General features: G+C 72.7%; 12 protein-coding genes. 6 read left to right on the top strand and 6 right to left on the bottom strand.

Annotated features, from left to right (window positions below):
- Positions 1-15: 15 nt before the first annotated feature.
- The gene (locus ACIBQ1_RS33385) at positions 16-921 is read left to right on the top strand and encodes a hypothetical protein (protein ID WP_397283277.1); all 906 of its coding nucleotides are present in this window, start codon (positions 16-18) and stop codon (positions 919-921) included.
- A gap of 8 nt (positions 922-929) precedes the next feature.
- Here ACIBQ1_RS33385 and ACIBQ1_RS33390 read toward each other — a convergent pair whose 3' ends face one another.
- The 5 genes from ACIBQ1_RS33390 to ACIBQ1_RS33410 form a co-directional block, all read right to left on the bottom strand.
- On the bottom strand, positions 930-1,223 hold the full coding sequence (locus ACIBQ1_RS33390) for a hypothetical protein (protein WP_397283278.1): 294 nt from the start codon (positions 1,221-1,223) through the stop codon (positions 930-932).
- Between the two features lie 167 nt (positions 1,224-1,390).
- Positions 1,391-1,861 (bottom strand): ribonuclease E activity regulator RraA, encoded by a 471-nt coding sequence (rraA, locus tag ACIBQ1_RS33395; protein ID WP_397283279.1) that lies wholly within the window; start codon positions 1,859-1,861, stop codon positions 1,391-1,393.
- A gap of 12 nt (positions 1,862-1,873) precedes the next feature.
- A complete protein-coding gene (locus tag ACIBQ1_RS33400; RefSeq protein WP_397283280.1) occupies positions 1,874-3,031 on the bottom strand; it encodes an MFS transporter in 1,158 nt (385 codons plus the stop codon).
- Positions 3,024-3,728, bottom strand: coding sequence for a GntR family transcriptional regulator (locus ACIBQ1_RS33405; protein ID WP_397283281.1), 705 nt, complete (start codon positions 3,726-3,728; stop codon positions 3,024-3,026). The genes ACIBQ1_RS33400 and ACIBQ1_RS33405 overlap by 8 nt, the downstream gene beginning before the upstream one ends.
- 419 nt (positions 3,729-4,147) lie before the next feature.
- Positions 4,148-4,528, bottom strand: coding sequence for a peptidase inhibitor family I36 protein (locus tag ACIBQ1_RS33410; protein WP_397283282.1), 381 nt, complete (start codon positions 4,526-4,528; stop codon positions 4,148-4,150).
- Positions 4,529-4,927: 399 nt separating this feature from the next.
- Here ACIBQ1_RS33410 and ACIBQ1_RS33415 point away from each other — a divergent pair, with 399 nt between their 5' ends.
- Complete coding sequence (locus tag ACIBQ1_RS33415; protein WP_397283283.1) at positions 4,928-6,397, top strand: hypothetical protein; 1,470 nt, start codon at positions 4,928-4,930, stop codon at positions 6,395-6,397.
- A gap of 22 nt (positions 6,398-6,419) precedes the next feature.
- The gene (locus tag ACIBQ1_RS33420; protein ID WP_397283284.1) at positions 6,420-6,704 is read left to right on the top strand and encodes a protealysin inhibitor emfourin; all 285 of its coding nucleotides are present in this window, start codon (positions 6,420-6,422) and stop codon (positions 6,702-6,704) included.
- Here the strand turns inward: ACIBQ1_RS33420 and ACIBQ1_RS33425 are convergent.
- Positions 6,632-8,995, bottom strand: coding sequence for a LuxR C-terminal-related transcriptional regulator (locus ACIBQ1_RS33425; protein ID WP_397283285.1), 2,364 nt, complete (start codon positions 8,993-8,995; stop codon positions 6,632-6,634). The two genes, ACIBQ1_RS33420 and ACIBQ1_RS33425, sit on opposite strands and share 73 nt — an antisense overlap.
- A gap of 134 nt (positions 8,996-9,129) precedes the next feature.
- On the opposite strand from ACIBQ1_RS33425, the gene ACIBQ1_RS33430 reads away from it, so the two are divergent.
- The 3 genes from ACIBQ1_RS33430 to ACIBQ1_RS33440 are packed head-to-tail and all read left to right on the top strand — an operon-like array spanning position 9,130 to position 12,544.
- Positions 9,130-10,119 (top strand): NAD(P)-dependent alcohol dehydrogenase, encoded by a 990-nt coding sequence (locus ACIBQ1_RS33430; protein WP_397283286.1) that lies wholly within the window; start codon positions 9,130-9,132, stop codon positions 10,117-10,119.
- A gap of 35 nt (positions 10,120-10,154) precedes the next feature.
- Positions 10,155-10,742, top strand: a complete 588-nt coding sequence (locus ACIBQ1_RS33435; RefSeq protein WP_397283287.1) for a TetR/AcrR family transcriptional regulator — start codon at positions 10,155-10,157, stop codon at positions 10,740-10,742.
- Complete coding sequence (locus ACIBQ1_RS33440) at positions 10,739-12,544, top strand: alpha/beta fold hydrolase (protein WP_397283288.1); 1,806 nt, start codon at positions 10,739-10,741, stop codon at positions 12,542-12,544. The genes ACIBQ1_RS33435 and ACIBQ1_RS33440 overlap by 4 nt, the downstream gene beginning before the upstream one ends.
- Positions 12,545-12,568 lie beyond the last annotated feature (24 nt).

Genomic DNA, 12,568 nt, shown 5'->3' on the forward strand with positions numbered 1-12,568 from the left:
CGTGGAAGGGACCAGATGAGCTCCCGGCCGCTTTACCGCGACCCCATGCACGACGGCGCCACCGACCCTACCCTGATCTGGAACCGGGCCGAGCGCGCCTGGTGGCTCGTCTACACCAGCCGCCGCGCGAGCGCCCCGGACCTGGGGGACGTGAGCTGGGTGCATGGCACCGACCTCGGCGTCGCGTCGTCGGCGGACGGCGGCGCGACCTGGCTCCACCGGGGGACGATCGACGGGCTCGACACCGCATGGGGGCGGCACACGTACTGGGCGCCGGAGATCGTCGACGACGGCGAGACCTACCACATGTACGTCAGCGTCATCCGCGGCGTCCCCGGCGCGTGGCCGGGGCACGAGCGCCACATCCGCCACTACACCAGCCCCGACCTCGTACGCTGGACGTTCCGGTCCACCCTCGGCCTGTCCTCCCCGTACGTGATCGACGCCTGCGTGGCCCCGCTGCCCGGCGGCGGCCACCGGCTCTGGTACAAGGACGAGGCCGACGGCTCGCACACCTGGGCCGCCGACAGCCCCGACCTTTACCACTGGCAGGTCCGCGGGCCCGCCGTGACGACCACCGCGCACGAGGGCCCCAACGTGTTCACGCTCGGCGGGCGGCACTGGATGATCGTCGACGAGTGGCACGGCCAGCGGGTGCTGACCTCGGAAGACCTCGACGTCTGGGAGCCGCGGGGGCTCATCCTCGACGAGCCGGGCACGCGCCCCGACGACGACGGGTTCGGCCACCACGCGGACGTCGTGGTGACGGGGGAGGAGGCGGTGATCTTCTACTTCACCCACCCCGGCGGTGGCCGCCGCTCGTCGGTCCAGGCCGCCCGGCTGCGGGTGCGGGACGGCGAGCTGACCTGCGACCGGAACGAGCCCCTCACCGGCCCCCTCCTGCCCGTCGAGGGCCCCTGACCCGGGCCTCAGCCGCTTCGCTCCCACCGGTACGACCAGACGAGCCCCAGCACGGCGGCCGCGCACAGCGCGACGGCGAGGAGCTTCGAGGCCGCTATGGACGCCAGGCACAGCGCTCCCATCGAGGCGCCGGCGGCTATGCCGGATCTGCGGTTGGGGGTGTCGGCGTCGCGCTCGGGCCGCCGCACCGGCGGCGGGGGCAGCGGCTCCCACAACTGGCCGCAACCGCTGCACCGCCACGGCCGGGCGCCCCCGCCGTCGACGGTAGGAGCGAGGCAACGGTGCGCGACCACCCCGCTCACGGACGCCTCCGGCGGCGGCGCCTTCCGTAACGGGCGAAGTACCGATCGATGGCGGCCGCCGTCTGCGCGTCCAAGGTCATGAGGGAAAGGCTCGACCATGGCGGCCGGTCGGCGCAAGATCTCCCGACCGCGTCTCCCCACCGCCGGAAGGCGCCGACGCCGGTCGGCTATCCGCGCGTGACCAGGATCCCGTCGTCGTCGCTGAACAGCTCGGCGCCGGGGAGGAAGGTGGCGCCGCCGAAGGTGACGGGGACGTCGCGCTCGCCCCCGCCGTTCTTGGCGCTCTTGCGGGGGTTGGAGCCGATGGCCTTGACGCCCAGGTCGAGCTCGCGCAGGGCGGCGACGTCGCGTACGGCGCCGTTGATCACTACGCCCGCCCAGCCGTTGGCGACCGCCATGCCGGCGATGACGTCACCCATGACGGCGGTGTGCAGGGAGCCCCCGCCGTCCACCACCAGGACCCGGCCCTCGCCCGGTTCGGACAGGACGGACTTGAGCAGGACGTTGTCCTCGTGGCACCGGACGGTGACGACGGTGCCGCTGAAGGCGCGGCGCCCGCCGTACTGGCGCAGCTGCAGGTCGCAGGAGTCGAGCTCGTCGCCGCGCTCGTCGTACAGGTCTGCGGTGACAACGGTCATGATGCAACCTTCCTAGGGATCGACGGGAAGCCGCCGGGCGGCCACGCCGGCCCAGCCGAGGCTGAGCGCGGTGACGAGGAGCACGCCGCCGGCGCCGAGGCCGGCGGCGACGAGACCGGCCGCGCCGGGGATGACCAGCTGGCCGGTACGGTTGCCGACCAGGCGCAGGGACATGGCCCGGCCGCGCATCCCGGCGGGGGCGGACTCGGCCAGCCACGACATGGTCAGCGGCTGCCCCACCCCCAGCCCGAACCCCGCCACCAGCAGCAGGCCGGCCAGCGCCCACAGCGGCATGGGCACGGGCGTCAGCACCATGGCGACGGCCGCGGCGAGGGTGCTGGCGACCAGCAGCCTGCGCCGGCCGACGAGGCGGGCGAGGTGGCCGAGGAAGAAACGCGAGGCCATGGAGGCCGCGCCGCGAACGGTCAGCAGCAGGCCCACGGCGCCCGCGGTCAGGCCCTGCTCGGTGCCGAGCGCGGGCAGGTACGCCAGCGTGATGTCCACCGCGGCCAGCACTACGCAGCTGGTCAGCAGGGCGTGCGCGAGGCCGGGCAGGCGCAGCAGCGACCGCAGGTCCCCGCCCTCGGCCCGGCTCCGGCCGGCCTGGCCGCTCGGCGGGAGCAGCACGGACAGCGCGAGGACGAGCACGCCCAGGCCGCAGGACCAGGCGAAGATGCGGCCGGTGGCGGGGATGGAGCCGTCGCCGCCGAACACGGCGATCAGGAGCGGGCCGGCGGCCTGGCCGAGGGACGCGGCGAAGGTGTAGTGGCCGAAGGCGGTGTCGTGGCGGCCGTGCTCGGTGGTGTTGGCGACCAGTGCCTGCTGGGCGATGACGCTGCCCAGATGGCCGGTGCCGAGCAGGACCCCGGCCGCGACCAGGCCGGCGACGGTGTGGCCGAACACGGTGAACGCGACGGCGGAGGCGATGAGCAGGAGCGCGCCCGCCACGGCCATGCGGCGCTCGCCGAACCGGTCGGCGGCGTGGCCGGCGGGCAGGGCCAGCAGCAGCGGCGCGATGGCGAAGCTGGCGCCGAGCACGCCGAGCCAGGCCGTGGGCACGTCGAGCTCGATCGCGCGGTACGACATGGTGGGCCGCAGCACGAAGGTGATCACCTGGGTGCCGGTGGAGTGGGCGAGCAGGACCGCGTGCCGATGCCAGGCTTCAGGCATCTACCCCGTCCTGGTCCGCCGGGTTCGGGTGTTTGCGCAGGCGCCAGGCGGCCTGGGCGCCGAGACTGGTGTCGATGTGCTCGCGCATGACGGCGGCGGCGGAGTCGGCGTCGCCGGCGATCACGTACTCCAGCAGGGCCTCGTGCTCGGCGGCCTTGCGGTCGCGGGCCGCCTGGCCGCGCTCGACCTCCAGGGCGAGGCGGCGGTAGCGGTCGGACTTGTCCCACAGCCCGTCGAGCGTCTGGATGAGCAGGTCGTTGTGCGAGGCGGTGTAGAGGGCGGCGTGGAACCTGCGGTGGGCGACCAGCTGCTCGTAGGCGGGGTTGCCGGGCAGGGGTTCGAGGCCCTCGTGGGCGGCGCGCATGGCGGCGATGTCGGCCTTGGTGCGGCGTTCGGCCGCCAGCGCGATCGCCAGGGGATCGAGGGAGCGGCGGAGTTCGAGCAGGTCGCGGGCCTCCTCGGCGGCCAGGGCCGCGACTCGGGCGTCGCGGTGGGCGTCGAGCTCGACCAGCCCCTCGCTCTTGAGCCGGCGCAGCGCCTCGCGCAGAGGCGTGGTGCTGATGCCGATGTCGCGGGCCAGCTGCGCCTGCGCGATGACGGAGCCGGGGGCCAGCTTCCCGGACAGGATCAGCTCCTTGACGCGCAGGTAGGCGTAGTCCGCCTTCGTCGTGTAGAGCTCGGCCGCTGATTCGCCCATCGCCATCCCGTCTTGTCGCTGACGGTTATAACCTACACCGTTGGCAAATGTCGGCCTTTGGCGCCCCGGTGTTGTCCCCGGATCAACGACGTTATAGGCGACGCGCCGCCGGTCGGGCGGGCGGTGCCGAGGCGGCGCGGTGTGCCCCTGCTGGAAGTACGGCGACAGCGGCGTGAAGGGCTCGTCTCGTCGATCCACTCGGGGGCGGGGTGAGGAAGGACCCAGGGGGAGGCGAACGGCTGGGGGCAGAGGCGTCCCGCCCACGCGGCGCCGCCTGAAAGGGGGCAGGGTGGCCAGGGAGGGCGAGTGCCCGCGGGGCCAGGCCGCCGGTCGGATGACCGTTGTTCCGGCCTGGCCCCAGGTGAGTCGCGGCCCCGTCGCGCCGCGTGCGTCCGGGGCTCGTGACCCGGCTCAGGGTCTCAGCAGCGGGGCGCCACAGCGTCGATCTTGCCGCCGAAGTCGTTCTTGTACACCCGGCGGTAGTCGCCGTCCCGGACGACGCGGGTCTCCTTGCGGTCGGGGACGCTGATCCAGTTGATGAAGCATCCGTCGGCGTGCGCCATGAACGAGCCCACGTTGTCGTGCAGGGCCGGTGGGACGTCCACGTAGCCGTTGCCCGGGTTCCAGCACCACGACGAGCCGGAGTAGTCCCGCCCGGTGTAGAGGCAGATGTCGCCGGCCCTGGCCGATCCGGCGGCGGCCGCAGCCGCCGCCGTGGCCGGGGCGGCGCAAGCCAGGATGGCGAGGGCGACGCTGCCGGTGACCGATGCGATGCGCATGCCGCGTGTCGTCGACTTCATTACGGTTCTCCTCGTGTCGGTGCGGCCTGGAGAGCTTCCAGGACAGCTCCGTCACAGCGTGTAACAGATTGGATACGTAGCGCTCCCGCCTGGTGGATACAAGATCCGGGCCCGTGGTCGGCAAGGTGTGGCGCTCATGTCATAGCGAGACGGCGGGTCCAAGGTGTCGATCGTGCCTTCCACCGTGCGACCGGGCTGGTCGAACACCTTCCCGCGTACGAGAAGATCGTGCCGCCCACGCTGCGGGCGCCATGGCCGGGCGGCGGCGGGCGCAGCCGCGGAATGTCCGATCGAACCTTTGATGTCCCATGTGCACGTGATTATCCGACTCCGGGCAGGACTCGAAAGGCGCGTCCAAATTGTCGCCGCGCCCGAGAGCACGGGGGAGTGAACAGTCAGATGATCATTCAGGAAGTCAGGGAGAAGAGCGTCCCCGAGTACCGCGAGGTCACGGGAACGGCCGTAACGGAGACGACGAAAGAACTGCTCCAGCCGCCGTTCACGGTGGAACCGGCGCCCACGCAGCGCGCGGCCCCGGCGCCGGTCCCCATTCCGATCCCGCCGATCGTCGGGCCCCGGATCCTCATCTACAAGCAGGACCCCACCGTCGCCGAGCTGGGCGTCCGGCCGATCTTCATCCCCAGCCCGGTGCTCAACGGGCCCACCGACGCCCGGCTCACCACCGAGCTGTCGGGCACCACGCCGGTGGCGCGCAGCGTCAACGGCGACTTCATCTTCGTCCCCAACTCGCCGGAGTTCGACTGCGCGCACGCGTACGCGGTCGTCCGGGAGACACTGACGATGTACGAGCGCCACAACGGCGGCACGCCCATCCCGTTCGCGTGGAACACCGGCGGCAACCTCGACCGGCTCACCGTCTTCCCGCGCGCCGCGGTCGGGGCCAACGCCTTCTACAGCAGGTCGGCCAAGGCGCTGAAGTTCCTCTTCTTCACCCCGACCGGCACCACGCAGCAGGTCTTCACCTGCCGCTCGCTGGACATCGTCGCGCACGAGGCCGGTCACGCGATCCTCGACGGGCTCAAGCCCGGCTGGCTCGCCGCGGACAACCCGCCGCAGACGGGCGGCCTGCACGAGTCGTTCGGCGACCTGACCGCCGTCTTCCTGACGCTGGCGCAGCCGGACCAGGCCGAGGCGCTCGTCGCGCTCACCAAGGCCAACCTGCATGCCAAGTCGTTCCTGTCGGCCATGGCCGAGCAGTTCGGGCAGGCGCTCGGCCGGCCGTTCGGCCTGCGCAACGCCGACAACGACCTCAAGCTGAGCGAGGTCAGCAACGAGGTGCACGCGATCTCGCAGGTGTTCACCGGGGGCGTCTACGACGTGCTCGCCGACATCTACGCATTCGAGCGCACCAGGCAGGACGCGACCAAGAGCCCCACCGTGATCCTCATGGAGGTCGCGCACAACCTGTGCCACCTGCTGTTCAAGGCGATCGTGAAGGCGCCCGCGACCAAGGCCACCTACACCGACGTCGTCAACCAGATGCTGCAGATCTCGGCCGCCCAGGGCGACCCCAACATCTACCGGACCTTCATCCGCAACCGCTTCGCCTTCCGCGAGGTGGTGACGTCGCCGACGCCGTTCTCCGAGATGCTCTCCGGCGAGATGGACCTCATGAACGCCGACTACACCGGCGACGGCAAGACCGCGAAGGACATCACCAACGTCAAGCCCGCCGACACCTCGTCGGCCAGCCTGCGCGCCGTGCAGGACCGCTCGACCTGCTGCGGCACGATGCAGATGCCGGAGTTCCAGGTGATCGCCACCGACAAGCTGACGACCAAGGGCGAGCTGACCGACGACGACATCCTCGCCTCGCAACTGAGCGTCCTCAAGAAGGCGTTCAAGTAACTACGAGCCCGGCGAGTCAGACATGCGTGTGAAGATCGAGAGAACCGGCGGCTTCGCCGGCATCGAGGAGACCGTCACCGAGTACGACACCGACGACCTCCCCGAGCAGGAGGCCGCCAAGGTGTACGAGGCGCTGTCGGCGATCGACGCCGCCACGGCCGAGGGCGGGTCCGGGGAGATCGGCGCCGACCTGATGATCTACCGGATCACCGTCGGCGACGGCCCAGGACGGGTCTACACGGTGTCCGACGACCCGGAGTCGAAGACGGTGGACCCGCTGGCCGTGCTGCTGCGCGGGTCCGCCTGACCGGACGACGCCATCCAGACCGCGATCTGCGTCCGCGAGTCGAAGCCGAGCTTGTTCAGGATGTTGCGGACGTGGCTGTCGACGGTGTGCTCGGAGATGAACAGCCGGGCCGCGATCCGCTTGTTGCTCAGCCCGTCGGCGACCAGCCTGGCGACCTCCGCCTCCCGCTTCCCGAGCGGCCCCGCGTCGGCGGGGGAGGGGGCGGGGGGAGCCGGCTCGCCGAGCGCCAGCCTGATCGCGGCGTCCCGGCTCAGGCGCCGGCCGGCCTCGTACTCGGCCGCGAACCCGGTCGCGCCGAGCGCCGCCGTCACCGACTCCTCGGCCCGGGCGACCAGCCGGGTCAGGTACGGCTGCAGGCTCGCGCCGGCGCCCGTGCGCACCGTCTCCGCCGCTCCGAGCAGCCGCGCCGCGACCCGCGCCTGTCCGGAGGCCGCGGCGTGGCAGCCCAGGGCGTCGAGCAGGCAGTACTGCGCCACCCGGTCGTCGATCCGGTGGGCGATCGGCAGCGCCTCCGCGAGCAGCGGCTTCGACTCGTCGAGCGCTCCGGCCATCAGCATGGCCGAGCCGAGGTTCAGCAGCATCATGCCGAGGCTGTAGAGGTCGCCGATCTCCCGGCTGATCCGCACGCCCTGCGAGGCCGCGGCTCTGACGTCGTCCAGGTCGCCGTCGGCCAGGCCGTTCAGCGCTCGCGACTGCAGCGCCATGAGCGTGGCCGGGAGGTCGTCGAGAGCCGCCGCGACGGCGTGGGCCTCCTCGGACAGGCGCCTGGTGGACGGGTGATCGCCGGCCATGTTCGCGGCGATCGCGGCGAGGGAGAGCGACTGCGACAGCAGGCTGGGAAGGTCCGCCTCCCGGGCGGCCGTCACCGCCCGTTCGAGGGCCGGGCGGGCGGCGGCCGGATCGGACTGCAGCACGGCCAGGAACCCGCGCATGTAGTACGCCCGCGCCAGGGTCCGCGGGTCGCCGACGCCGGGCGCGAGCAGCTCGTCGAGCCATCGGGCGCCCTCGCTCGTGGCACGCGTCATCCAGTACCAGCCGAGGAAGTAGGCGAGGGCGAGCCCTCCTGACCGGTCCTCCTGGGCCAGGCAGCGCCTGAGGACCGACCGGATGTTGTCGATCTCCAGGTCCATCCACGCCAGCCACTCGACCAGCCGGAACCGGGACTCGGCCGCGAACCGGCGGCAGCGCGACCAGAAGTAGCCGGAGCAGCGCCGCTCGACGGCCTCCTCCTCACCGGCCGCGCGCAGCTTGAGCCCGGCGTACTCGCGCATCGTCTCGTGCAGCCGGTAGCAGGCCAGGGTGTCGGCGTCCTCCTTCGTCACCAAGGACTTGTCGACGAGCGACGACAGCAGGTCCAGCGCCCGCTCGGGCGGCACGTCGTCCCACGCGCAGACCGACTCGACGTCCTCGAGGGTGAACCTGCCGGAGAACACGGACAGCCGCCTCAGCAGCGCCTGCTCGCCCGCCGCCAGCAGGTCGTGGCTCCAGTCGATGGTGGTGCGCAGCGTCTGATGGCGGGGCAGCGCGGCCCGTACCCCGCCGGTGAGCAGGCCGAACCGGTCGGACAGCCGGTCGAGGATCTGCTCGGCGGTGAGGACCCGCGTCCTGACGGCCGCCAGCTCGATCGCCAGCGGCAGGCCGTCGAGCCGGTGGCACAGATCGGCCACGGCCGCCTGGTTCGCGGCGGTCAGCTCGAAGGCGCCCGATCCGGCCGCGGCCCGTTCCACGAAGAGCGTGACCGCCTCGTTCTGCCGGACCAGCGCGAGGGGCCCGGCCACGGGCAACTGGAGCGGCGGCACCGGCACCACGTGCTCACCCGGCGCCGACAGCGGCTCCCGGCTGGTGGCCAGCACGCTCACGCCCGGCGCGGCTTTCATGATCTCCGTCACGAGCCGGGAGGCCGCTTCGAGCAGGTGCTCGCAGTTGTCCAGCACGATCAGCAGCCGCTTGTCGCGCAGGTGGGCCTGCAGCCGGGCCAGGGGATCGGCCGCCGCCTGGTCCCGCAGGTCCAGGGTCGCCAGCACGGTGTCGCCGACCCGCGCCGGATCCCGGACCTCGGCCAGCTCGACCAGCCACGCTCCGCCGGGGAACCCTCGTCCGAGGTCGGACGCCATCCGCACCGCGAGGCGGGTCTTGCCCACGCCGCCCGGCCCGACGAGGCTGACCAGCCGGGCCCCGGTGAGCTTCTTCCTGACTTCTGCCAGCTCGTGGCGGCGGCCGATGAAGCTGGTCGCTTCGGCCGGCAGATTGCCCGAGCGGCGCGGCGGTCTGGCCATCGTTGATCTGGACACTACTCCCGGCGGCGGATCGATTGGCCCCCCAATCACGAATTTCCGTGATATCGGCGCTCGGCGGCGGCTGCCTACGCTGACCAGCGACGCGGCCGCGCGGCGCGTCCTGCCGGCAACTCGTCCAAGGGGGCACCATGAAGGCAATCCGCTATGACCGGTACGGCTCGCCCGACGTCCTCGAACTCCACGACGTCGACCCGCCCGCCATGGGCGACGACGACGTCCTGATCAGCGTGAAGGCGGCCGCCGTCAACCCGCTCGACTACCACTTCATGAGGGGCACGCCGTACGTGGTCCGCTTGATGAGCGGCCTGCCACGGCCCAAGCCCGTCGGCATGGGAGCCGACCTGGCGGGGTGCGTCGAAGCGGTGGGCAGGAACGTCACCAGGTTCCGGCCGGGGGACGAGGTGTTCGGCGGCCGGGCGAGGCCGGGGGCGCGCAGCGCGGCGTTCGCCGAGTACGCCTGCTTCCACCAGGACGCGATGCTCAGGAAGAAGCCGGCCAACCTGACCTTCGAGGAGGCCGCCGCCATACCGGTGGCCGCGCTCAGCGCCCTGCAGGCGCTGCGGGACAAGGCGCGCGTCCGGGCCGGGCAGCGGGTCCTCGTCAACGGCGCCGGGGGAGGCGTGGGCACGTTCGCGGTCCAGCTCGCCAAGGCGTACGGGGCCGAGGTCACCGGCGTGTGCAGCACCGGGAAGGTGGAGACGGTCCGCTCGATCGGCGCCGACCACGTCGTGGACTACACCCGGGACGACGTCACCCGGGCGGGGCGGCGCTACGACGCGATGATCGACACGGCCGGCAACCACTCGCTGTCCGCGATCAGGCGCGTGCTGGCCCCGAAGGGGGTCCTGGTGGCCGTCGGGGGGCCGGTCAAGGGGCTGTGGCTGGGGCCCTTCACCGGTCCGCTCAAGTTGATGGCGCTCTCCGCGGTCGTGAGCCAGCGGCTGGCGCCCATCCTGGCGCGGACGAGCAGCGAGGACCTCGAGCTCCTGCGGGACTTCGCCGAAGCCGGGAAGATCACCCCGGTCATCGACCGGACGTATCCGCTCAAGGAGCTGCCCGAAGCCGTCCGCTACCTCGAGAAGGGCCACGCCCGAGGGAAGGTCGTCATCACCATATAGTTGGAAAAATAGGTAGACCGGTCTATATTTTCCGCATGACCGGAACCAAAGGCGCGCAAACCAGCGCACGGCTGGTGGAATCGATGCTCGAACTGATCCAGGCCCGCGGCTACAGCGGCACGGGCCTCAACACCGTGGTCGAGCACGCCCGCGCCCCCAAAGGATCGCTGTACTTCCACTTCCCCGAGGGGAAGGAGGCGCTCGGCGAGAAGGCCGTCGCGCTCGCGGCCGAGCGCTTCCGCGCCCTCGTGGCCGACTCGGCGAGGGAGCCGGGGAGCCCGGGCGACGTGGTCCGCCGCGTGATCGACGTGCTGGGCGGCATGCTCACCGACAGCGACTTCCAGCTCGGCTGCCCGGTCTCGGTGGTCACGCTGGAGATGGGCGCGCAGAGCGAGCGGCTGCGGGAGGCCTGCGCGGACGCGTTCGGCTCCTGGATCGACCCCATGGCCGAATACCTCGTCGCCCAGGGCCGTCCGGCCGCCGCCGCCCGCACGCTGGCGACGGCCGTGGTCAGCACGGTGGAGGGGGCGATGATCATGTCTCGCGCCCGGCGGTCGGTGGAGCCGCTGCGCTGCGCCGCCGACGTCATCGCTGTGCTCCTGGCCGGGGAGACGCTGTCATGAGCCGGCACGCCCTGGTGTTCGGGGCGACGGGGCTCATCGGCCGGCACCTGATCCTCGCGCTCGGCCAGGCCGGCGTACGGGTGAGCACGGCCAACCGGAGCCCCGAGTCGTACCGGCGGCTCGTCCTGTGGCTGGAGCGGCACGGGCACGGCCAGGCTCCGGCCGACCTCCGCGTCGACTTCGAGACGCCGTCGCTGATCCACGCCGACGCGACGGACGTCACCGAGATCTACAACTGCGCCGGCGCCTACCGGTTCGGGATGCCGGCGGACGAGGCCCGCCACGCCAACGTCGACAGCGTGCGCGCGATCGTCGCCTTCGCGGCGCGGCTGCCGAGCCTGCGCCGCCTCGTGCACGTCTCCGGGTACCGGGTGGGCGGGCAGGACCCGCAGCCCTGGAGCGAGGCGCGGCGGCGGGAGACGTACGAGGCTTTGGGCGCGTACGAGGCGTCCAAGGTCGAGGCGGACGCCGTTCTCCAGGCCACCGCCGACCGGCTGGGCGTCCCCTGGTCCATCGTCAACCCGTCCAGCGTGATCGGTGACAGCGTCACCGGCGAGTCGGACCAGCAACTGGGCCTCGCGGCGAACGTGAAGGAGATCTGGCAGGGCACCATGCCGGCGCTGCCGGGGAACGCCGCGACCTTCGTCCCCGTGGTCACGGTCGACCACCTCGCCCGGTTCATGGCCCTGCTCCCGCTGGACGAGGCCGCCGAGCGGGCCGCGTACTGGGTCCTCGACGACGCCACGCCCGCGCTGCCCGACCTGCTCGCCCGCGTCGCGGAGCACTATCGGGTCAGGGCGCCGGGCGCGCGGATCCCCGTGCCCGTCCTGAGGGTCCTGCCCCGATGGCTCACCAAGGCCGATCCGGAGACCCTGACGTTCCTGTCCGCCGACCGCTACCCCACGGGCCCGGCGGACGCCTTCGCCGCCCGGCACGGCCTCGCCCTGCCGGACGTCACCACGTCCGTCCTCCGCTGGGCCGACCACCTGGCGGCCCACCGGTTCGGGGACGCCCCCGCCGGGCGGCGGCGGTTCACCGCGCCCGGCGGCGTGCGCACCTTCGAACTCGGCGACCCGGACGCGCCCACCGTGGTGCTGCCCGGCCTGCCGGTGAACGCCGACACCTGGGCGCCGGTCGCCGCGGCGCTGGGCCGGGCCCGCGTGGTGGACCTGCCCGGGCTGGGGATGAGCGCCGGACGGCGCGACGACTGGTCCCGCTGGCTGTCCGCGCTCGTGGCCGAGACCGGCGCCCGGCACCTGGTGGGCCACTCCGTGGGCGCGGCGGCGGCCCTGGAGGCCGCGCTCGCCCACCCCGGCCTGGTGGACCGGCTCACGCTGGTGTCGCCGTTCTTCCTCCAGCCGCCCGCCGGTCCCGCCGCTCGGTGGGCCGCGCTCGGCCGGTGGTATCTGCGCAGGGTCTCCCCTGAGGCGCTGGCGGAGCGGCTCACCGGGGACGTGACGTACGCGAAGGCGCTCGGGTCCAGCGTCGCGGACCTGCGCCGCGGCCCCGTCGCCGCCAACGTCGCCCGGCTCCTGGCCGAGGTCGGGCGGGAGTCGTGGCGCGAGGACCTGCGGGCCAGGTTGCGGCGGTACGCGGGGAGCGTGCACGTCGTCGTGGGAGCCGACGACCCGCTCACGGCCGAGGGGCGCATGCTGCTGGACGCGCTCCCACGGGCCACGGTGACGGTCGTCGCCGACGCGCGCCACCACCCCCAGCTGACCCACACGGACGAGGTCGCCGGGGCCATCCGCGAGTGGACCGCCCCTTCCCCTGTTCCCCCGGCCGAGGTCATGCCGTCGTAGGGGCGTGGGGGGCGGTCCCGTCCG

It is taken from the genome of Nonomuraea sp. NPDC050153 (assembly GCF_044460125.1).
Lineage (GTDB): Bacteria > Actinomycetota > Actinomycetes > Streptosporangiales > Streptosporangiaceae > Nonomuraea.